Annotated in this window: 22 protein-coding genes and 1 tRNA gene; 18 read left to right on the top strand and 5 right to left on the bottom strand. The window is 65.7% G+C overall.

All coding sequences use genetic code 11. The features are described from left to right. Positions 1 to 4 precede the first annotated feature (4 nt). Positions 5 to 334 (bottom strand): hypothetical protein, encoded by a 330-nt coding sequence (locus AC07PE_RS17630; RefSeq protein ID WP_498767144.1) that lies wholly within the window; start codon positions 332 to 334, stop codon positions 5 to 7. Between AC07PE_RS17630 and AC07PE_RS17625 the strand changes: the two genes are divergently transcribed. Genes AC07PE_RS17625 through AC07PE_RS17580 form a run of 10 tightly spaced genes read left to right on the top strand, consistent with a single transcriptional unit; the run spans position 285 to position 11,551 of the window. After that, positions 285 to 746 carry a YchJ family protein gene (locus tag AC07PE_RS17625; RefSeq protein ID WP_498766755.1) on the top strand — a complete coding sequence of 154 codons (462 nt, stop codon included), beginning with the start codon at positions 285 to 287 and terminating at the stop codon, positions 744 to 746. The two genes, AC07PE_RS17630 and AC07PE_RS17625, sit on opposite strands and share 50 nt — an antisense overlap. A 17-nt stretch (positions 747 to 763) precedes the next feature. After that, positions 764 to 2,371, top strand: a complete 1,608-nt coding sequence (locus tag AC07PE_RS17620) for a carboxyl transferase domain-containing protein (RefSeq protein WP_498766753.1) — start codon at positions 764 to 766, stop codon at positions 2,369 to 2,371. A 16-nt stretch (positions 2,372 to 2,387) separates the two neighbouring features. Further along, positions 2,388 to 3,176 carry an enoyl-CoA hydratase/isomerase family protein gene (locus AC07PE_RS17615; protein ID WP_498766751.1) on the top strand — a complete coding sequence of 263 codons (789 nt, stop codon included), beginning with the start codon at positions 2,388 to 2,390 and terminating at the stop codon, positions 3,174 to 3,176. A gap of 5 nt (positions 3,177 to 3,181) precedes the next feature. Continuing rightward, positions 3,182 to 4,531, top strand: a complete 1,350-nt coding sequence (bioA, locus tag AC07PE_RS17610; protein ID WP_498766749.1) for an adenosylmethionine--8-amino-7-oxononanoate transaminase — start codon at positions 3,182 to 3,184, stop codon at positions 4,529 to 4,531. Positions 4,532 to 4,533: 2 nt separating this feature from the next. Further along, complete coding sequence (gene bioF, locus AC07PE_RS17605) at positions 4,534 to 5,748, top strand: 8-amino-7-oxononanoate synthase (RefSeq protein ID WP_498767134.1); 1,215 nt, start codon at positions 4,534 to 4,536, stop codon at positions 5,746 to 5,748. Continuing rightward, complete coding sequence (gene bioD, locus AC07PE_RS17600; RefSeq protein WP_498766747.1) at positions 5,745 to 6,569, top strand: dethiobiotin synthase; 825 nt, start codon at positions 5,745 to 5,747, stop codon at positions 6,567 to 6,569. Before bioF ends, bioD begins: the two co-directional genes overlap by 4 nt. A 22-nt stretch (positions 6,570 to 6,591) precedes the next feature. Beyond that, positions 6,592 to 7,620 carry a biotin synthase BioB gene (gene bioB / locus AC07PE_RS17595; RefSeq protein WP_498766745.1) on the top strand — a complete coding sequence of 343 codons (1,029 nt, stop codon included), beginning with the start codon at positions 6,592 to 6,594 and terminating at the stop codon, positions 7,618 to 7,620. A gap of 40 nt (positions 7,621 to 7,660) precedes the next feature. Next, positions 7,661 to 9,697: an acetyl/propionyl/methylcrotonyl-CoA carboxylase subunit alpha gene (locus AC07PE_RS17590; RefSeq protein ID WP_498766743.1), complete on the top strand. Its 2,037-nt coding sequence runs from the start codon at positions 7,661 to 7,663 to the stop codon at positions 9,695 to 9,697. Positions 9,698 to 9,706: 9 nt separating this feature from the next. Then, the gene (locus AC07PE_RS17585) at positions 9,707 to 10,636 is read left to right on the top strand and encodes a 2-hydroxyacid dehydrogenase (protein ID WP_498766741.1); all 930 of its coding nucleotides are present in this window, start codon (positions 9,707 to 9,709) and stop codon (positions 10,634 to 10,636) included. Beyond that, positions 10,637 to 11,551, top strand: a complete 915-nt coding sequence (locus AC07PE_RS17580) for a hydroxymethylglutaryl-CoA lyase (RefSeq protein ID WP_498766739.1) — start codon at positions 10,637 to 10,639, stop codon at positions 11,549 to 11,551. Positions 11,552 to 11,689: 138 nt separating this feature from the next. On the opposite strand, the gene AC07PE_RS17575 is transcribed toward AC07PE_RS17580, so the two are convergent. Further along, positions 11,690 to 11,766: transfer RNA gene (locus AC07PE_RS17575), tRNA-Pro, on the bottom strand. A gap of 100 nt (positions 11,767 to 11,866) precedes the next feature. On the opposite strand from AC07PE_RS17575, the gene AC07PE_RS17570 reads away from it, so the two are divergent. Continuing rightward, entirely contained in the window at positions 11,867 to 12,496 is a 630-nt protein-coding gene (locus tag AC07PE_RS17570) for a hypothetical protein (RefSeq protein ID WP_498766737.1), read from the top strand. Positions 12,497 to 12,590: 94 nt separating this feature from the next. Here AC07PE_RS17570 and rsmI read toward each other — a convergent pair whose 3' ends face one another. Then, positions 12,591 to 13,499, bottom strand: coding sequence for a 16S rRNA (cytidine(1402)-2'-O)-methyltransferase (gene rsmI, locus AC07PE_RS17565; protein ID WP_498766735.1), 909 nt, complete (start codon positions 13,497 to 13,499; stop codon positions 12,591 to 12,593). A gap of 11 nt (positions 13,500 to 13,510) precedes the next feature. Here rsmI and AC07PE_RS17560 point away from each other — a divergent pair, with 11 nt between their 5' ends. The 7 genes from AC07PE_RS17560 (at position 13,511) to AC07PE_RS17530 (ending at position 18,051) form a co-directional block, all read left to right on the top strand. Next, the gene (locus AC07PE_RS17560; protein WP_498766733.1) at positions 13,511 to 14,788 is read left to right on the top strand and encodes a penicillin-binding protein activator; all 1,278 of its coding nucleotides are present in this window, start codon (positions 13,511 to 13,513) and stop codon (positions 14,786 to 14,788) included. A gap of 1 nt (position 14,789) precedes the next feature. Continuing rightward, positions 14,790 to 15,152 (top strand): YraN family protein, encoded by a 363-nt coding sequence (locus tag AC07PE_RS17555; protein ID WP_498766732.1) that lies wholly within the window; start codon positions 14,790 to 14,792, stop codon positions 15,150 to 15,152. A gap of 63 nt (positions 15,153 to 15,215) precedes the next feature. Further along, positions 15,216 to 15,812: a phosphoheptose isomerase gene (locus tag AC07PE_RS17550; protein WP_498766731.1), complete on the top strand. Its 597-nt coding sequence runs from the start codon at positions 15,216 to 15,218 to the stop codon at positions 15,810 to 15,812. Next, on the top strand, positions 15,802 to 16,428 hold the full coding sequence (locus AC07PE_RS17545) for a BON domain-containing protein (RefSeq protein ID WP_498766729.1): 627 nt from the start codon (positions 15,802 to 15,804) through the stop codon (positions 16,426 to 16,428). The genes AC07PE_RS17550 and AC07PE_RS17545 overlap by 11 nt, the downstream gene beginning before the upstream one ends. Positions 16,429 to 16,497: 69 nt before the next feature. Further along, a complete protein-coding gene (locus AC07PE_RS17540) occupies positions 16,498 to 17,019 on the top strand; it encodes a peroxiredoxin family protein (protein WP_498766727.1) in 522 nt (173 codons plus the stop codon). A gap of 118 nt (positions 17,020 to 17,137) precedes the next feature. Then, complete coding sequence (locus AC07PE_RS17535) at positions 17,138 to 17,770, top strand: hypothetical protein (RefSeq protein ID WP_498766725.1); 633 nt, start codon at positions 17,138 to 17,140, stop codon at positions 17,768 to 17,770. A 35-nt stretch (positions 17,771 to 17,805) separates the two neighbouring features. Then, positions 17,806 to 18,051 (top strand): hypothetical protein, encoded by a 246-nt coding sequence (locus AC07PE_RS17530; RefSeq protein WP_498766723.1) that lies wholly within the window; start codon positions 17,806 to 17,808, stop codon positions 18,049 to 18,051. A 45-nt stretch (positions 18,052 to 18,096) separates the two neighbouring features. Here AC07PE_RS17530 and AC07PE_RS17525 read toward each other — a convergent pair whose 3' ends face one another. Beyond that, entirely contained in the window at positions 18,097 to 20,082 is a 1,986-nt protein-coding gene (locus AC07PE_RS17525) for a helicase-related protein (protein ID WP_498766721.1), read from the bottom strand. Between the two features lie 172 nt (positions 20,083 to 20,254). After that, positions 20,255 to 21,247: a lipoyl synthase gene (gene lipA, locus AC07PE_RS17520; RefSeq protein WP_498766720.1), complete on the bottom strand. Its 993-nt coding sequence runs from the start codon at positions 21,245 to 21,247 to the stop codon at positions 20,255 to 20,257. Positions 21,248 to 21,249: the final 2 nt, after the last annotated feature.

The raw sequence follows: 21,249 nt of genomic DNA, 5'->3' as shown, positions 1-21,249 counted from the left end.
TTGCTCAGCGCTTAAGCACGCTGTGCTTCCTCTGGGAGCGCTTCGGCGATTTGTGCCTGGCAGTCACAAATCCGCCGTTTTCCAGCAAAACCGGAAATGTGCTCTGACCCCGAATTTGCTCCAAAAAGTGCTCTGACCCCGAATTATTTTCGGGACGGTTGAATTTATTTTCGGCAAAAGATGGCCGAAGATGCGGCAACGCCAAGCAATATGCTGTCTTCTCGGAAATTCCGAACAGGCACGCCCTTTCACCTGAGCCCCTGAAATGGCGGATAATTGCCGCCATGTCTACCCCGCCGAAAACCGGCTGCCCCTGCGGCAGCACCTTGCCCATCCTGCGCTGCTGCGGCCCGTTCATCGCCGGCGCCGAGTTGCCGCCCACGGCCGAGAAGCTGATGCGTTCGCGCTACACGGCCTATGTGATGGGGGTGGAGGATTATCTGCGCGCCACCTGGCACCCCAGCACCCGGCCGACCGAGCCCATCATCGACAAAAATGAAAAGATTCAATGGCTCGGACTTGAGATAAAATCTGCTTTACGTTTACGTCAACGTAAAGCAGATCTGCCGGAACAGACAGACCAGGACACCGTCGAATTCGTCGCCCGCTTCAGGGTCAATGGCCGCGGCCAGCGCCTGCACGAGATCAGTAACTTCGTGCGCGAACCCGAGACGCCCGGCGGCCCGGGTTCGACCATGCGCTGGTTCTATGTGGACGGCAGCTTCCCCGAGCAAGGAACTAAATAGAATACGCAGGAGACGCGATGCCCCAGATCGAAACGAAGCTCAACCCGCGCGGCGAGGATTTCAAGGCCAATGCCGCGGCCATGCAAGCCGTGGTCGACGACCTGCGCGCCAAAGTCGCCGCCATCGCCAAGGGCGGCGGCGAAGCGGCAAGCGCCAAGCATGTCGCTCGCGGCAAGCTGCTGCCGCGCGACCGCGTGCAGATGCTGCTCGATCCGGGCACGCCCTTCCTGGAACTGTCCCAGCTGGCGGCCTACGAGATGTACGACAACGCGGCCCCGAGCGCCGGCATCATTACCGGCATCGGCCGCGTGGCCGGCCAGGAATGCGTGATCGTCTGTAACGACGCCACCGTCAAGGGCGGCACCTACTACCCGATGACGGTGAAAAAACACCTGCGCGCCCAGGAGATCGCCGAGCAGAACAACCTGCCCTGCATCTACCTGGTCGACTCCGGCGGCGCCAACCTGCCGAACCAGGACGACGTCTTCCCGGACCGCGACCACTTCGGCCGCATCTTCTATAACCAGGCCAACCTGTCCGCCAAGGGCATCCCGCAGATCGCCGTGGTGATGGGCTCCTGCACCGCGGGCGGCGCCTACGTGCCGGCGATGAGCGACGAATCCATCATCGTCAAGGAACAGGGCACCATTTTCCTCGGCGGCCCGCCATTGGTGAAGGCGGCGACCGGCGAAGTGGTGAGCGCCGAAGACCTGGGCGGCGGCGATGTCCACACCCGCCTGTCGGGCGTGGCCGACCACCTGGCGCAGAACGATACCCACGCGCTGTCGCTGGCACGCACCATCGTCTCGAACCTGAACCGCGTCAAGCCGCAACAGGGCGCGCTGCGTGAAACGGCCGAGCCGAAGTACGCGCCGGAAGAGCTGTACGGCGTGATCCCGGTCGATACCCGCAAACCCTTCGACGTGCGCGAAGTCATCGCCCGCATCGTCGACGGCAGCGAGTTCGACGAATTCAAGGCACGCTACGGCACGACGCTGGTGTGCGGCTTCGCCCACATCTTCGGCATGAAGGTCGGCATCATCGCCAACAACGGCATCCTGTTCTCGGAGTCGGCGCTGAAGGGCACGCACTTCATCGAGCTGTGCTGCCAGCGCAAGATCCCTCTCGTCTTCCTGCAGAACATCACCGGCTTCATGGTCGGTCGCAAGTACGAGAACGAAGGCATCGCCCGCAACGGCGCCAAGATGGTGACCGCGGTGGCGACGGCCTCGGTGCCGAAGTTCACCGTGATCATCGGCGGCAGCTTCGGCGCCGGCAACTACGGCATGTGCGGCCGCGCCTTCTCGCCGCGCTTCCTGTGGATGTGGCCGAACGCGCGCATCTCGGTGATGGGCGGCGACCAGGCGGCCTCCGTGCTGGCGACAGTGAAACGCGACGGCATCGAAGCCAAGGGCGGCCAGTGGTCGCAAGAGGAAGAAGCCGCGTTCAAGCAGCCGATCAAGGACCAGTACGAGCACCAGGGCCACCCATATTTCGCCAGCGCGCGCCTGTGGGACGACGGCGTCATCGACCCGGCCGACACGCGCATGGTGCTGGGCCTCGGCCTGTCCGCCGCGCTCAACGCCCCGATCGAAGACACGAAGTTCGGCGTATTCAGGATGTAAGAAGGGAGTAAATGCGATGGACACTTACGAAACCCTCGAGATTACAGTTGCCGACAAGGTCGCGACCATCACCCTGAACCGCCCGCAGCTGCGCAACGCCTTCAACGAAGTCACCATCGCCGACCTGACGATGGCCTTCGATGAAGTCAGCCAGGATGCGGACGTGCGCGCCATCGTGCTGGCTGCGAACGGCCCGGCCTTCTGCGCCGGCGCGGACCTGAACTGGATGAAGAAGATGGCCGGCTACTCCCACGAGGAGAATGAAGCCGACGCCCTGCGTCTGGCCGACATGCTGCGCACCATCTACTTCAGCCCGAAGCCGGTGGTGGCGAAAGTGCAGGGCGACTGCTACGCCGGCGGCATGGGCCTGGTTGCGGCCTGCGACATCGTGGTGGCTGCCGACGGCGTCAACTTCTGCCTGTCCGAAGTGAAGCTGGGCCTGATCCCGGCGACGATCTCGCCCTACGTCATCAAGGCGATGGGCGATCAAGCCTCGCGCCGCTACTTCCTCACCGCCGAGCGCTTCGACGCGCAGGAGGCCAAGCGCCTCGGCATGGCCCACGAGGTCGTGCCAGCCGAAGAACTCGACGCCACCGTGGCCGGCATCGTCAAGGCCCTGGTGAACAACAGCCCGAATGCGGTGCGCGAAGCGAAGAAGCTGGTGCGCGACATCGCCGGGCTGCCGATCGACGATGTGTTGCTGGCCGATACGGCCGGACGCATCGCCACTATCCGTGCATCCGCCGAGGGACGCGAAGGGGTCGCGTCCTTCCTCGAAAAGCGCAAACCCGCCTGGCTGGAATAAGTATCTTGACTCACCCGAACCACAATCGGTCTTCCGACTGGATCGCGCGCAGCCTGCGCAGCGTCTGGCACCCATGCACGCAGATGCAGCACCACGAAGAGGTGCCGCTGATCGCTGTCAGCCACGGCAAGGGGCCGTGGCTGTACGACCATGAGGGCCGGCGCTACCTGGACGGAATCAGCTCGTGGTGGGTCAACCTGTTCGGCCATGCCAACCCGCGCATCAACGGCGCCCTGAAAGACCAGCTGGATAAACTGGAACACGCGATGCTGGCCGGCTTCACGCACGAGCCGGTGGTCGAACTGTCCGAGCAGCTGGCCGCGCTGACCGGTCACGCGCTCGGCCACGCCTTCTATGCGTCGGACGGCGCTTCGGCAGTGGAAATCGCGCTGAAGATGAGTTTCCACTACTGGCGCAACGCCGGCTACCCGAACAAGAAAGAATTCGTCTGCCTGCAGGGCTCCTACCACGGCGAGACCATCGGCGCGCTGGCCGTTACCGACGTCGCCCTGTTCAAGGACGCCTATGGCCCGCTGCTGCGCGCCGCCCGCACCGTGGCCTCGCCCGACGCCCGCAATGCCGTCGACGGCGAGTCGGCCCAGGACGTGGCGCGCCGCGCGATCAAGGATGTCGAGCAGCTGTTCGCGGAAAGCGGCGACAGCATCGCCGCCATCATCGTCGAGCCGCTGGTGCAGTGCGCGACCGGCATGGCGATGCACGACCCGCTCTACCTGGAACTGCTGCGCGAGCTGTGCGACCGCTACCACGTGCACCTGATCGCCGACGAGATCGCGGTCGGCTGCGGCCGCACCGGCACCTTCTTCGCCTGCGAACAAGCCGCCATCTGGCCGGATTTCCTTTGCCTGTCGAAGGGGATCAGCGGCGGCTACCTGCCGCTGTCGCTGGTGCTCAGCACGGACAAGATCTACGAAGCCTTCTACAGCGAAGACATCACGCGCGGCTTCCTGCACTCGCACTCCTACACCGGCAACGCCCTGGCCTGCCGTGCGGCGCTGGCGACCCTGCAGATCTTCCGCGAGGACGATGTGCTGAACAAGAACCGCGAAACGGCTACCCGCCTGATGCTGGAAATGGCCCCGCTGCTGGAACACGAGCGCGTCACCAACTTCCGCCAGCGCGGCATGATCCTGGCTTTCGACGCCGTCGAGCCGGACGCCAGGCGCGCCTCGAGCTTTTCGCGCCGCTTCTTCACCAGCGCGGTCGAAAACGAACTGCTGCTGCGCCCGATCGGCCGCACGGTCTACCTGATGCCGCCGTATGTGCTGGACGAAGAGGACATCGCCGGGCTGGCCGCGCGCACGCGCACGGTGTTCGAAAAGGTGATTGCGGAATGACTCTGGACCTGATCGCGGGCGTCAAGCGCCAGCTGGAATCGCTGGCGGCGCAAAGCCTGACGCGCCGCCGCCGCACCGCCGACTCGCCCACCGCGCCGCGCCAGATGGTCGACGGCCGCGACATGCTGGCCTTCTGCAGCAACGATTACCTGGGCCTGGCTTCTCACCCGCACGTGGTCGCGGCCCTGCGCGAGGGTGCGGAACTGTATGGCGCCGGCAGCGGCGCCTCGCATTTGGTGTCCGGCCACAGCCGCGCGCATGCATTGCTGGAAGAGCGCCTGGCCGCTTTCGAGGCGCCGCACCTGGTCGATGCGCGGGCGCTGTACTTCTGCACCGGCTACATGGCCAACCTGGCCGTGCTGACCGCCTTGGGCAGCGATCCGGATGCGATGATTTTTTCGGAGGCGCTGAACCATGCGTCGCTGATCGACGGTGCGCGCCTGGCGCGCGCCGGCGTGACGGTCTATCCGCATGGCGACGTCGCTGCGCTGGAAGCGAAACTCGCGGCCAGCACGGCCGCTTCCAAAATCGTCGTCACCGACAGCGTGTTCAGCATGGATGGCGACCTGGCGCCGCTGCCGGAATTGCTGGCCCTGTGCGAACGTCACGGCGCCTGGCTGGTGGTCGACGATGCCCACGGCTTCGGCGTGCTGGGACAGAACGGCCGCGGCGCGCTCGAACATTTCAATCTGCGCTCGCCGAACCTGGTCTATGTCGGCACGCTGGGCAAGGCGGCCGGCGTCGGCGGCGCCTTCATCGCGGCACACGCCTCGGTGATCGAACTGATGATCCAGCGCGCCCGCCCCTATATCTACACGACGGCGACGCCGCCGGCACTGGCGCATGCGCTGCTGGCCAGCCTGGACATCATCCAGGGCGAGGAAGGCGCACAGCGCCGCGCGCACCTGGACAAGCTGATCGCACTGCTGGACCGCGAGCTGAAGCTGACGCGCTGGCAGCGCCTGCCGTCGCACACCGCGATCCAGCCCATCGTCATCGGCAGCAATGAGGAAGCCCTGCACGCGGCGAGCCGCCTGCACGAGCAATGCCTGTGGGTGCCGGCGATCCGCCCGCCGACCGTGGCGCCCGGCACCTCGCGCCTGCGCGTGACCCTGTGCGCGGCGCACACGGAAGACGAGGTGGCACAGCTGGCCACCGCATTGAATGAGCTGGAAACCGAGCGGCTCGAACACCAGCTGGAAAGGAACGCAGCATGAGTCTCAACGACCCCGATCAAACCGGCGGCACGCAGCCCGATGTCGGCTACGCCGAACCGGCCACCGCCAGCGCACCCGCCATCGCCACCATCCCGGCGCCGCTGGCGGCGGAAGGCGTACCGACGCGCTTCGCCTGCTTCGTCACCGGCACGGACACGGAAATCGGCAAGACCCTGGTCAGTGCCGCGATCCTGCACAAGCTGGTGCAGCATGGCCAGCGCGCCTGCGGCATGAAACCGATCGCGGCCGGCGCCGAGGAGCGCGACGGCGAGCTGCACAACGAGGACGCCGCCATGCTGCGCGCGGCCGGCAACGTGCACCTGCCGCAGCACATCACCACGCCCTTCCTGCTGCGAGAGCCCTGCGCCCCGCACATTGCGGCGGAACTGGAAGGCGTGCGCATCGAGCCGGTGCCCATCATCACCGCCTATGCCGAGATCCTGGCGGCCTCCGACGCCACCGTGGTCGAGGGTGTGGGCGGCTTCTGCGTGCCCTTCTCCGACGACTTCGACAGCGCCGACCTGGCAGTGCAGCTCGGCCTGCCGGTGATCATGGTGGTCGGCCTGCGCCTGGGCTGCATCAACCACGCGCTGCTGACCGCCGAGGCCATCGTCGCGCGCGGCCTGGTGCTGGCCGGCTGGGTCGCCAACCAGGTCGATCCCGACATGCGCTTCGCCGACGAGAACGTGGCGGCGCTCGAACAACGCATGCCCGCGCCCCTGCTGGGACGCGTGCCGCGACTGGACCAACCATCGGCTGCCGACGCGGCAGCCTACATCGAGCTCGCGGGCGTGCCGGGATGGCCGTCACGCGGAGCCTGATTTTCAAAACGAGGATTTCAAGATGACCCAAGTCGTTACCCTGCACCCGCCCGCCACTCCGGCCTCGCTGCCGAAAGACGCCACCTGGCCGCTGGCCGAAGTGCTGGCCCTGTTCGAACTGCCGCTGCCGGAGCTGATGTTCCGCGCCCAGCAGGCGCACCGCGCCAACTTCCCGGACGGCGACGTCGAACTGGCGACCCTGCTGTCGATCAAGACCGGCGGCTGCGAGGAAGACTGCGGCTACTGCCCGCAGGCCGCGCGCTACGACACCGGCGTCGAAGCCAAGAAAATCCTGGACCTCGACACCGTGCTGGCCGCCGCGAGCGAAGCCAAGGCCAAGGGCGCGACCCGCTTCTGCATGGGCGCCGCCTGGCGCAGCCCGAAAGAGCGCGACATGGAGAAAGTCGAAGCCATGGTGCGCGGCGTGAAGGCGCTCGGCATGGAGACCTGCGCCACCCTCGGCATGCTGGAAGAGGGACAAGCCGAGCAGCTCAAGAATGCGGGCCTGGACTACTACAACCACAACATCGACACCTCGCCCGACTTCTACGGCGACGTCATCTCGACCCGCGAATACAACGACCGCCTGGATACCCTGGGCCGCGTGCGCAACGCCGGCCTGAAGATCTGCTGCGGCGGCATCGTCGGCATGGGCGAGACGCGCTCGCAGCGCGCAGGCCTGATCGCCCAGCTGGCGAACATGAACCCGTATCCGGAATCGGTGCCGATCAACCACCTGGTGCAGGTCGAAGGCACGCCGCTGCACGGCCTGCCGCCGCTGGACCCGATCGAATTCGTGCGCACCATCGCCGTCGCCCGCATCACCATGCCGAAGGCGCGCGTGCGTCTGTCGGCCGGCCGGCGCGAGCTGGGCGAGGCGGTGCAGGCGATGTGCTTCATGGCCGGCGCCAACTCGATCTTCTACGGCGACAAGCTGCTGACCACGGACAACCCGGAAGCGAACGACGACCGCGCGCTGCTGGAAAAGCTGGGACTGAAGACGCGCTCGGCGACCCTGGAATCGGTGCAGAAGGAAAGCTGCGGCTGCTGATTCCTTAACTTTATAAACAATATAAAAGACGAGACACCACATGTTCACCAAGATCCTCATCGCCAACCGCGGCGAAATCGCCTGCCGTGTCGCCGCCACCGCGCGCCGCATGGGCATCCGTACCGTTGCCGTTTATTCGGAAGCCGACGCCGGCGCGAAACACGTCGCGGTCTGCGATGAGGCGGTCTTGATCGGCCCGGCCGCGGCCAAGGACAGCTATCTGCGCGGCTACAAGATCATCGAGGTCGCGAAAGCCACCGGCGCCCAGGCCATCCACCCGGGCTACGGTTTTCTGTCGGAGAACGCGGAATTCGCCGAAGCCTGCGAAGCGGCCGGCCTGGTCTTCATCGGCCCGCCGGGTTCCTCGATGCGCGCGATGGGATCGAAGTCGGCAGCGAAGCAGCTGATGGAGCAAGCCAATGTGCCGCTGGTGCCGGGCTACCACGGCGACGACCAGGATCCGGAACTGCTGCAGAGCGAGGCGAACCGCATCGGCTACCCGGTGCTGCTGAAGGCCAGCGCCGGCGGCGGCGGCAAGGGCATGCGCGTGGTGGAGCGTTCGGAAGATTTCCAGGCGGCGCTGGCCTCCTGCAAGCGCGAGGCGATTTCCTCCTTCGGCGACGACAAGGTGCTGGCCGAGAAATACCTGACCCGTCCGCGCCACATCGAGATCCAGGTGTTTGCCGACAAGCACGGCAACTGCGTCTACCTGCACGAGCGCGACTGCTCGGTGCAGCGCCGCCACCAGAAGGTGCTGGAAGAAGCGCCGGCGCCTGGCATGACCGATGAACGCCGCGCCGCGATGGGCGAAGCGGCGGTGGCGGCCGCGCGCGCGGTCGGTTACGTGGGCGCGGGCACCGTCGAATTCATCGCCAACCAGGACGGTTCCTTCTACTTCATGGAGATGAACACCCGTCTGCAAGTGGAGCACCCGGTCACCGAAATGATCACCGGGACCGACCTGGTCGAATGGCAGCTGCGCGTGGCCGCCGGCCAGCCGCTGCCGAAGCAGCAGCATGAACTCGGCATCAACGGCCATGCGATCGAGGCGCGTGTCTACGCCGAGAACCCGGAAAAAGGTTTTCTCCCCTCGATCGGCACGCTGCGCTTCATGGACGTACCTTCGCACGTGTCCTTCGAACTGGGCGGCTCGGCAAACACGCCGGCCGGCGTGCGCATCGATTCGGGCGTGCGCGAAGGCGATGCCATCTCTCCCTTCTACGACCCGATGATCGCCAAGCTGATCGTGTGGGGCGCGGACCGCACCCAGGCGCTGTCGCGCATGGCGCAGGCGCTGTCCGAGTTCCACATCGTCGGCCTGGCCACGAATATCGCTTTCCTGAAACGCCTGGTCGAGGGACAGGCCTTCTCCAGCGCCGACCTGGACACCGGCCTGATCGAGCGTAACAACGCCTCCCTGTTCCCGGCCGCCGGCCCGGCGCCGAAAGGTGCGCTGGCCCTGGCCGCCGTCGCCCTGGCCGATGCCGAGCAAGCGCTGTCGGTATCGAACAACCCGGCCGACCCGTGGACCAGCACCCACGGCTGGCGCCTGAACGGCACCTACCGCCGCCAGCTCTCCTTCGGCGACGAGTACAGCGCCACCCTCGACGCCAAGACCTACGACCTGAAACTGGCCTATCACTCGCACGGCTGGGTGCTGGACCTGGACGGCGTGGCCCACCCGCTGGCGCTGGTATCGAAGCAAGGCGGCGAGTATGCGATCCGCCTCGACGGCGCCGCCCTGCACGGCACCGTGCGCCGCGACGGCGAACTGCTGCACGTGTTCACCGGCGGCCAGCACTACGCACTGAACTACAACGATCCGATGGCGCACGCCGGCGAACTTGAGGCCGCGGGCGGCCGCCTGACCGCGCCGATGCCGGGTAAAGTAGTCGCCGTGATCGCCAAGGATGGCCAGACCGTCAAGAAGGGCGAGCCGCTGGTGATCATGGAAGCGATGAAGATGGAGCACACGATCGCGGCGCCGAGCGACGGCCTGGTCGAGGAAATCCTGTACCAGGTCGGCGACCAGGTAGCCGACGGCGCGCCGCTGCTGGCCTTCAAGGCTGCGGCCTAAGGAGGCCTCTTGCGCATCCTCCTGTACCGCGGCGACGGCGTGATCGAGCCGTGGGCGCGCGACTTCGCGCAGGCACTGCCGCAGGCCGAGACGGTCGTGTGGCAGGAGGGACAAGCCCTCGAAGCCTGCGACTACGCGGTCCTGTGGGCGCCCACCCCGGCGCTGCTCGACCAGCTCGCGCGCGTCAAAGCGATCTTTCTGATGGGCGCGGGCGTCGACGCCGTCCTGAAATTCGGCGATGCGCTGCCCGACGTGCCGGTGATCCGCCTGGGCGATGCCGGCATGGGCGAGCAGATGGCCGAGTATGTGGCGTATGCGGTCCTGCGCTACTTCCGCCGCTTCGACGACTACGAGCAGCAGGCGCGCCAGGGTCTGTGGAATCCGCTCGTCGCACGTAAAAAGGAAGAGTTCACGGTCGGCGTGCTGGGCCTCGGAAAACTCGGCATCCCGGTGGTGCAGGCGCTGCGCCAGCTCGGCTTTCCGGTGCGCGGCTGGAGCCGCACGGCGAAGGACTTGCCCGGCGTGGACTGCTACGCCGGCATGGCATCGCTCGACGATTTTTTAGGTGGCACGCGCGTGCTGGTCTGCATGCTGCCGCTGACGCCGGAGACGAATAACCTGCTGGACCGCGCGCGGCTGGCCAAACTGCCCGAGGGCGCCTACCTGGTCAACGTCGCGCGCGGCGCCCTGGTGGCCGAACCGGACCTGCTGGCCCTGATCCGCGCCAAGCACATCGCCGGTGCCACGCTGGATGTGTTCCGCAACGAACCGCTGCCCGCGCCGCATCCGTTCTGGGACGAGCCGCGCATCACCATCACGCCGCACATCTCGGCGCTCACGCTCCGCGAGGAAGCCGTGCGCCAGATCGCGCACAAGATCACAATGCTGGAACAGGGCGAGCATGTCGCCGATGTCGTAGACCGCAACCGGGGATATTGAATGAATACGAACCTGCCCAAACAAGTAAAGATCGTCGAAGTCGGCCCGCGCGACGGGCTGCAGAACGAAAAAGAGAATGTCTCTGCCGCCGTGAAAATCGAGCTGGTCGACCGCCTGTCGCTCGCCGGTTTTATGAATATCGAGGCGGCGTCCTTCGTCTCGCCGAAGTGGGTGCCGCAGATGGCGACCAGTGCCGAAGTCATGGCCGGCATTGCGCGCCGCCCGGGTACGATCTATTCGGCGCTGACGCCGAACATGCAGGGTTTCGAGGCGGCGTTAGCAAGCAAAGCGGACGAAGTCGTGATCTTCGGCTCGGCCTCGGAAGCCTTCTCGCAAAAGAACATCAACTGCTCGATCGCCGAATCCATCGCGCGCTTCGAAAGCGTGGCGAAAGCCGCCAAGGAACACGGCCTGCGCCTGCGCGGCAGCATCAGCTGCTCCTTCGGCTGCCCGTATCAGGGCGAGGTGCCGCTGGAGGCCGTCGCCGACGTGGTGGCACGCATGCGCGACCTGGGCTGCGACGAGATCGACATCGCCGACACCATCGGCGTCTCGACTCCGCGCAAGACGCAAGGCGTGATGGAGACGGCGGCGCGCGCGTTCAGGCTGGACGGCATTTCCGGGCACTTCCACGACACCTATGGTCAGGCATTGGCGAACATCTACGCCAGCCTGGAAGTGGGCGTATCGATCTTCCATTCGTCGGTGTCGGGCCTGGGCGGCTGCCCGTATGCGAAGGGCGCAACCGGCAACGTCGCCACCGAGGATGTGGTCTACATGATGAACGGCCTGGGTATCGAAACCGGCATCGACCTGGATCAGGTGGTGGATGCGGGCGCCTTCATCTCGCAGCAGCTGGGGCGCAAGGGTGTGAGCCGGGCGGGAAATGCGCTGCTGGCGAAGCGGGCGGGTTGATTTGTCGTGTGGACGTGGGCTCGGGGAGCCCACCCTACCCGGCAACGTGAACGTAGGGTGGGCACCACGTGCCCACGCCATCGCTACGCGGAAATGAAAAAGGCCGACAGCATTCACTGTCGGCCTTTTCGGTATACTTGGTCGGAGTACAAGGATTCGAACCTTGGACCCTCTGGTCCCAAACCAGATGCGCTACCGGGCTGCGCTACACTCCGAAGACAGCCATCATAACGTCCGCGGAGGCTGCGGTCAAGGAAAGCGCCCGTGAATGTGTGCGCTTGAGGCTTTCCGGCACAGGAATCGATGGAGCTGCACATGAATGCTGTAATCGACGGTTTTCCGAACACGGGTTTTAGCCCTCTGTCCGACCGCAAGACGACGACGCGGGTGGCGGCGGGCATCGCCATCTCGCTGGCCGTGCATGCGCTGCTGCTCGCGATCTACCGCCAGCCGCAGCAGGCGGCCTTGCCGGCGGTCGTCAGCGAACCGCTTAAAGTCCGCCTGCAGGCTGCGCCGGAAAAACCGGCACTTGCCGAACCTGCGCAATCGACAACCCAGCCCGAAGTCCAGCCGAAACCGGCAGCGGCGCCACGCAAGCACGCACCGCGCCGCATCATCGCCGTGCCGGCCCAAGCCGCCGCGCCGGAAGAGAAACCCTTCACCGTCGATACCCCGCCGCCTGCGGATACGGCGCCAAAAGAGGCGCCACGCTTCAACCTGGACGCCGCACGCAGCGTCGCCCGCAAGGTAGCGAACGAGCCGGATCCGGCCAAGATAGGCACCGCGCTGGAACGGCTGCCGCCCCCGCCGCTGCAGACCGAAACGAAGCTGGAACGGGCCATCAAGGGGGCCAAGCGGCCGGATTGCAAGGATGGCGTGCCGGGGGGATTGCTGGCGCCGATCTTCCTGGCGATGGACAAGAAGGACAGCGGCTGCAAGTGGTAGCGCCTACCACGTCATTCCCGCGAAAGCGGGAACCCATGCTGAGGCACTGATCACGGGACGTATGGATTCCCGCTTTCGCGGGAATGACGGCAAGTCAAGCGTTGCCTTTGATCTCCAGCGCCCGGTCATACAAGGCATTCTTCTTCCGCCCCGTAATCTGCGCCGCCAAATTTGCCGCCTGCTTGACCGAGCATTCCGCCAGCAGGATCTGCAGGATCCGTTCCGCCTCCGCCTCGCCTTCGTCTTCCGCGGCGGCTGCGCCTTCGACCAGCACCACGAACTCGCCGCGCTCGCGGTTCGGGTCGGCCTTGACCCAGGCCAGCGCCTCGCTCAGCGGGCAACGGTGGATTTCTTCGAACATCTTGGTCAGCTCGCGCGCGAACACGACCTGGCGGGTCGGCTCGAATACCGCCGCCAATGCCTCGACGCAGTCGATGATGCGGTGCGGTGCCTCATAGATCACGAGGGTCGAGGTGTCGAGCTTGAGCTGGGCCAGTTCCGTTTCGCGCTGCTTGGCCTTGGCCGGCAGGAATCCGACAAAATGGAAGCGGTCGTTGACGAAGCCGCTGGCCGACAGCGCCGCCACCGCCGCCGAGGCACCCGGCACCGGCACCACCTGCAGGCCGGCGTTGCGCACGGCGTCGACGATGCGCGCGCCGGGGTCGGACACGGCCGGGGTGCCGGCGTCCGATACCAGCGCCACGCGTTCGCCCGCGCGCAGGCGCTGGATCACCTTTTCGGCGGCTTCCCGTTCATTGTGCTGGTGCGCCGCCACCATCTGCTTGTTCAGGCCGAAGCGCGTCAGCAGGGCGCCGGTCTTGCGCGTGTCCTCGCAGGCGACGACGTCGGCGATCAGCAGCACGTGCAGGGCGCGCAGGGTGATGTCGGTGACGTTGCCGATCGGTGTGGCCACCACGTAAAGCGTTGCGGTAGGATAGGACTGCTGGGCTGCCTCGCCCAGGACGGGCAAATTGGCGATCTGGGTGGACTGAGTGGCGGTCATGGGGGAATCGGATGCTGATTAAAAAACTCAAAGCGCTGGGCGCGGGACTGACATTCCTGCTGCTGGCCGGCTGCAGCACGGTGAGCCTGGACGAGCCGCAGGGATTGTGCGCGCCCAAGGGCGCAAACACAAGTCCCAGGAGCGGCGACTACGCCTGCCCGGAACCCGAACCTGTGCGGACGCCGGCCTATGCGCCGCCGCGTGGCGAGGTGGAAACCGCGCCGGTACAGACCGCGCCCATCCTGCTGCCGGGCCAGGAACCGAACGCCGGGGCCGCGCCTGCCGCCAGGGGCGCCGGCCCGGTCCGCATCGCCCTGCTGCTGCCGATGAATTCTTCCGCGCTGGGCGGCGCCGCCGAATCGGTGCGCGCCGGCTTCATGGCCAGCGTCGAGCGCGACGGTACCGGCACCCAGGTCGACCTCGTCCCCACCGGCGACAGCGCCGACGATGCGCTGTCCGCCTATTCACGCGCCGCCGCTTCCCACGACGTCATCGTCGGCCCGCTGGCCCGCCCCGCGGTTTCCGCGCTGGCCGCCGGCGGCGCCGTCAGCCGTCCGACCGTCGCCCTGAACCATCCCGAAGCGCGCGGCAACCTGCCGCCGGGCATGCTGGTGGCCGGCCTCTCGATCGAGGACGAAGCCAGGCAAGCCGCCGAGTGGGCGGCGCGCGAACATCCGCAAGGGCGGGTGCTGATCCTCACCGGCAACGCGCCCTGGGCCCAGCGTGCGGCGGCCGCCTTCGAGGCGCGCTGGAGCGAGCTCGGCCATACGGGCCAGCGTTTCAACGTTCCCTCGGCCGACGGCCGCGTGGACCAGGCCGTCATTGCCGACCTGAAGGCGCGCCTGGACGTCGATCCGCCCGAACTGCTGTTCGCCGCGCTCGACGTGGTCGAACTGCGCCAGGTACGCGGCCGCACCGGCACCGCGATTCCCTGCTATGCCGGCAGCGCCAGCAATCCGGGCCGCGCGCCCGGCATGGCGATTAGCGAGCTGGACGGCCTGCGCGTGGTCGACGTGCCCTGGCTGGTGCGCCCGGACCATCGCGCGGTGATGATGTACCCGCGCCCGCTCGACACCGAACAGCCGCTGACCATGAACCGCCTGTACGCGCTCGGCATCGACGCCTTCCTGGTCGCACGCGAACTGGCCCTGCGGCCGGGCGGGCCCTTCGTCATCGACGGCGTCACCGGCCGCCTGGAAGTGGATACTAACGGCCCGCGGCTGCAGCGGCGCGAAGCCATGGCCATCTACCGCAACGGCAACTTCGAAGCCGTCGACGCGGGGCCCTGAAATGTGGCCGGCCCGCCTGTCGCAGAAGCAGGAACAGGGTCGAAAAGGGGAAGAATCGGCGCTGGCGTATCTTCAACGCCACGGTTTAGTGCTGATCGAAGCGAACTTCCGGTGTAAATTGGGTGAGATCGACCTTGTCATGCGCGAGGGCGAGACCCTGGTCTTCGTCGAGGTGCGCCAGCGCGCCGACCGTTCGCGCGGCGGAGCCGCCGCCAGCATCACCCCAGCGAAAATCCGCCGCATCCTGCGCGCCGCCCAGGTCTACCTGCAGCGTTTCAGACGCCTGCCGCCCTGCCGCATCGACGTCGTCGCCATCGATGGCTTCAAGCTGGAATGGTTACGGAACGCCATCCAGGCCTATTGAAGTGTAAGCATTTTTTACCCCACTTGCGCGGTGGACCTTGCCGCTGCACTATAATCTTCGACCATGAATACTCAACGCATCCTCGCCCATTTCCAGGAAAGCGCCGAACTCAAACTGAAGTCGGGCCAGCTGCTGGCACAACCTATTTCCCAGGCCATCGAACTGATGTTCAATGCCCTGTCCAACGGCAACAAGATCCTGGCATGCGGCAATGGCGGTTCCGCCGGCGATGCCCAGCACTTTGCTGCCGAACTGGTCGGCCGCTTCGAGCGCGAGCGTTTCCCGCTGCCGGCGATCTCGCTGAGCACCGACACCTCGATCATCACGGCGGTCGGCAACGACTACAGCTTCAACGAGATCTTCAGCAAGCAGGTCCAGGCCCTGGGCCAGGCCGGCGACATCCTGCTGGCGATCTCGACGTCTGGCAATTCCGCCAACGTTCTGGCGGCCGCCGAAGCGGCGCTCGAGCGCGAAATGCGCGTCGTCGCCCTGACCGGCAAGGACGGCGGCAAGCTGGGCGCGCTGCTGACCGAGGCTGACGTCCATATCAACGTGCAGCACAGCCGTACCGCGCGCATCCAGGAAGTTCACCTGGTGGCGATCCACAGTATTTGCGACGGCATCGACGTCGCCCTGTTTGGAGAAGAAGATGCAAGTTAAGAAAGCCGTCCTGACCGCCGCCGTCCTCGCGTCCCTGCTAGTCTCGCTGCAAGGCTGCGTGGCCGTGGTGGCAGGCGGCGTGGTCACGGGTGCCTTGGCCACCACCGACCGTCGCACCCTGGGCGCCCAGACCGAAGACAAGGCGATCGCCGTGAAGGCCGAGACCCATCTGCCGCAGCTCGTCGGCGATGCCGGCCACGTCAACATCAACAGCTACAACCGCAAGGTGCTGCTGACCGGCGAAGTGCGCGACGAAGCCATGAAGCAGGCTGTCGAAAAGGACGTCCGCAGCATCACCAACGTCGACAACGTCATGAACGAGCTGATCGTTGCCGGTCCGTCGAGCTACACTTCGCGTTCGAGCGACGCCCTGATTACCAGCAAGGTCAAGATCAGCCTGGCCGACAAGAAGACGGTGTCGGCCAATTCCTTCAAGGTCGTCACCGAGCGCGGCAATGTTTACCTGATGGGCCTGGTGACCCAGCGCGAAGGCAATATCGCGGCCCAGGTGGCGCAAGGCGTATCGGGCGTCATGGGCGTGACCAAGATGTTCGAATACATCAGCGAAGAAGACCTGCGCGCGATGCAGCCGCAGCAGCCGCCGCAAGCGCAATAATCTGTCAAGGCAGGGAAAAGGTGGCGGATCTATAATGATTCGTCACCCGCTCACGGATGAGATGAACCCATGACCGCATCAGCTTCCCCCCGTTCCTGGATCAAACCGGCTGCCGTCGGCGCCGCCGTGCTCGCCATCGCCGGCATTGGCTTCGCCACCTTCAGCGGCCGGACGGCGGCCCCGGACGTCACCTTCATCAGCATCGACGGCCAGAAGATCAGCTCGCAGGACTTGCGCGGCAAGGTTGTGATGGTCAATTTCTGGGCAACTTCCTGCGCCACCTGCGTGAAGGAAATGCCGCAGATGGTCGATACCTATAACAAGTTCAAGGGCCAGGGCCTGGAATTCGTCGCCGTCGCGATGAGCTACGATCCGCCGAACTACGTCCTGAACTATGCCGAGACCCGCAAGCTGCCGTTCAAGGTCGCGCTCGATTCCGGCGGCGACCTGGCGAAACAGTTCGGCGACGTCGCCATGACGCCAACCACCTTCGTCATCGGCAAGGACGGCAAGATCCTCAAGCGCTACCTGGGCGAACCGGATTTCGCCTCGCTGCACGCGCTGCTGCAGAAATCGCTGGGCGCCGGCTGAGTGACGTTCGCGTGGGCACGGAGTGCCCACCCTACAGCGCACCCGCGCACGCCTGACTTCCCGCAAACTCATCCCGTTCGCCTGGTCCCAAGCTTGACGCGTTCGCTGGAGACCCTCAATGCGCAAGCCGTTCAAGTCCCTGCTCTTGCTTTCCTGCCTGCTGGCAGCCGGCTGCACGAGCGTGGACCCCGGACTACGCGACACCGTCGTCCTGCATTACCAGCACGTCGCCAACGTGCACCGGGTCGATTTCCACAACCCGGTGCCCCTGCGCCGCAATGAAGCGATCCACTTCGTGCAGCCGCTGGAATCGCAGGGTTTCTGGGCCGTGTTCGTGCTGTGCAGCATCGACGTCACCGCCGCTAACGTCCCGGCCTTCTACTACGACATCGACCGTTTCCGCGTGCAGTTCGGCGGCCACCGCTTCGGCCCGCTGCGTCCCTACACCTTGCGGCTGGACGACAGCATCGATCTGAACACCCGCACAGACACCGCCGCCATCGTCGACGCCATCGCGGCCGAGATCCACGAAGGCCCGCCCAGCCAGGTGTTCCGCCACGGCTTTTATACGAACCTCGATTACCGCTTCGCGATCTACGTGCCGCAGGGCCTGAACGATTATGCGGGCGAGGAGCTGCCGCTGCGCTATGTCGGCGGCAACACCATGGTGCTGGGCAATGGCACGCCACCCTCCGACATCCCGGTGGCGGGCGCGGACGGCACCGGGATCGCGGCGCGCTGCCGGCCTTGATCGCAGTAAGCTGTGGTCATCGAAGGAGGTCGAACATGAACGCAGCGGACAACACGATGACGGTCGAGCAGGCTTACCGGGCCATGCTGGCCTTTCTTCAGCGCGAAGTCGAGCTGACCGAATCCAGCGACCTGGCGGACTTGGTGAGCGAGTACAAGCTGGGGGCCGATGGGCAGACGCGGGATCCGGCGCTGTGGGAGGAGTGGCTGGAGGCGGTCGGGAAGGTTATTAAGTCACAGGCTTCGGAAAGTCAGCATGGATCCCCGCCTGCGCGGGGATGACGTGCATGAGCTAACTCACCAGCGCCCCCTGCTCGATCGCTGGATTTACCACCGCTCTCGCTTTTTCGACTGCTTTTTGCGTGCCGCCGCATTCTGCTGCTGCAACAGCGAATCCACCCGCTCCGACGCCTCGCGCGCCAGCTGCTGGGCCAGCTCGATGCTGGGGAAGAAGTCAGGCATCCGGTAACCCAGCCAGGCATAGGCCGAATACATGCGGCAGGTGTCCTCGACTTCCTGCAGGTTTTGCCAGAACAATTCCTGAGGATGCGGCTGCAGCTTGCAGATTTTTTTCTTGGCCAGCGACTGCGCCCAGTGGCTCCAGGCGCTTTCCAGTGTCGGCACCCGGGTCGAGATCGGCACCAGCGACATCGTGAATTTCTCGGCCACCGACAGATCGAGGGTGTCGAGCCACTCGGCGCGCTCGTTCTGCTCCTCCGTAATGCGCGGGTAGAAAAAGCCGTCCGGCACGTCGATGTTGTGCACGAAGCGGCGCAGCAGTTTGACCAGTGAGGTTTCGCCGGTCACCGAGGCAATGCGATGCAATTGTTCCAGCGAAGGCGCCACCGCGAAGCCGCTGGCTTTGACGGGTGGGATCTTTTCCTTCATCAGGGAGCGCATGATGTCGTGGGTATCGTCGTCGTAGCCAGCCACAAAACCTTCCTCGTGCACGCCGTAGCGCCCGGCCCTGCCGGCGATCTGCTTGGCCAGCGCGGCCGAGATCTCTTCTTCCTCGACCCCGTTGTATTTCACCGCGGTCGTCATCACGATGCGCTGGATCGGCATGTTCAGGCCCATGGCCAGGGCATCGGTGCCGACCACGATGTCGGCCTGGCCCTCGCGGAAGCGCTCTGCCTGGGCGCGCCGCACCTCCGGCGACAGGTTGCCGTAGACGGTCGCCACCGAGAGGCCGATGTCCGTGATCATGTCACGCCACATCAGCACGTCGCGCCGCGAAAAGGCGATGACGGCGTCGCCGCGCCGCAGATTCCGGATCTTGCGCACGGCGCCCGGTTCCATCGACAGCGGTGCCTTTCTCTTCAAGACGTGCACTTCGAGCGGGCATTCCAGGCGCTCGGCCAGGGCCTCGATCGCGCGCCGCGCTTCCGGCGCCCCGACCAGATAGACGGTCGACGCCGGCGCGCCGCACACGGCCGCGGTCCAGGCGGCGCCGCGGTCGCGATCGGCCAGCATCTGGATCTCGTCGATCACCGCCACTTGCACCGGCGTCTTCGTATCCAGCATCTCGACCGTGCTGGCGACGTGGGTGGCGTTTTCGGCCAGGCGCCGCTCCTCGCCCGTGATCAGGCTGACGGCCAGCGGCTTGCCATCCTCGGTCACCACGCCCTGAAGGCGCTCGTAGTTTTCCAGCGCCAGCAGGCGCAGCGGCGCCAGGTAGACGCCGCTGTCGGCCTGGGCCAGATGCTCCATCGCGCGGTGGGTTTTGCCGGAATTCGTCGGGCCGAGCAGGGCGATGAAGCGGCGCGCCATCTTGCTGGCGACCTCGAAGGATTGCGGATATTCCGCCAGGTTGATGCTTTCCTTGGTGCGCGCGGCATGGCGCTCTTCCTGGTCGCGCTCGATGGCGTGCTCGAGGCGCTGGTGGATGCGCTCGAACACGTATTCGGCCGGCTCGGAGGTTTCCAGTTCTTCCAGCACGTGCAGGAACAGCATCGGGTCGAAGCCGGCGTCGTCGCACTGGTCGGCGATGTCGCGCACGAATTCCTCGACCTCCTGGTTCAGGTCGTCGATGGCGTCGCGGGTGGCGCGTTCTTCGATCAGTTCGCGGCGGGCGCCCAGGTCCATCTTGCGCCATTTACTTGGCTTGGCCAGCACGCCGCGCGCCGGCACCAGGCGGTAGTCGACGTGCAGGCCATCCACGCGCACCGCGCCACTGAAACGCAGGAACACGCGGCCTTCCATCTTGACCAGTTCGACACCGCGCTCGTGCAGCTTCAGTTCGCGCTCGAGGAAGGTGTCGTCGTCTTGGGTGTCCCTATCGTTGTCGTACTGACCTGAATGATGTTGGTTCATGTTCTTGATGCACAGGCTTGGTATGTCGCCAATATAGCGTGGAAGGCGGGCAGCTTACGTTCGACAAACCACAGACTAAAAAAACGGTGGGCGGAGGCCATCCACCCTACGAGAATCGTTCCCGGTAGGGTGGGCAGCTTCCGCCCACCGTAGTCTGCTCGAAAAGACGGCTTTAAGCAGCCACGCCCGCCTCATGCGCCTGCTGGTCCGCGTGATACGACGAACGCACCATCGCGCCCACGGCCGCGTGCACGAAGCCCATCTCGTAGGCCTTCTCTTCGAACATTTTGAAGGTGTCCGGGTGCACGTAGCGGCGCACCGGCAGGTGCGAGTTCGACGGCGCTAGATACTGGCCGATGGTCAGCATGTCGATGTCGTGTTCGCGCATGTCGCGCATCACTTCAAGGATTTCCTCGTCGGTCTCACCCAGGCCCACCATCAGGCCGGACTTGGTGACGGCGCTCGGGTACTTGGCCTTAAACTGCTTCAGCAACTCGAGCGAGTGCTTGTAGTCGGCGCCCGGACGCGCTTCCTTGTACAGGCGCGGCACGGTTTCCAGGTTGTGGTTCATGACGTCCGGCAGGCCGTCGGCGAAGATGTTCAGGGCCTTTTCCAGGCGGCCGCGGAAGTCCGGCACCAGCACTTCGATCTTGGTGTTCGGGCTCAGGGCGCGGGTCTTGGTGATGCACTCGACGAAGTGGCCGGCGCCGCCGTCACGCAGGTCGTCGCGATCGACCGAGGTAATCACCACGTAGGACAGGCGCAGGTCGGCGATGGTCTTGGCCAGGTTGCCCGGCTCGTTGACGTCCAGCGGGTCCGGACGGCCGTGGCCGACGTCGCAGAACGGGCAGCGGCGGGTGCATTTGTCGCCCATGATCATGAAGGTCGCGGTGCCCTTGCCGAAGCATTCGCCGATGTTCGGGCAGCTGGCTTCTTCGCAGACGGTGACCAGGTTATTCGCGCGCAGGATGTCCTTGATCTCGTAGAAGCGCGAGGAGGCGGTGGCGGCCTTCACACGGATCCAGTCCGGCTTTTTCAGGCGCTCGTGCTGCTCGATCGGTACGATCTTGATCGGGATGCGCGAGGTCTTGCTCGCGCCTTTTTGCTTCTCGCTGGCGTTGTAGGCTGCTGCTGCGGCGGCGCCGGATTCGATTTCGGAAGTCATGT

The sequence above is a fragment of the Telluria sp. GW821-FHT07G12 genome, from assembly GCF_059418525.1.
This window is presented reverse-complemented; position numbering and strand designations above follow the sequence as displayed.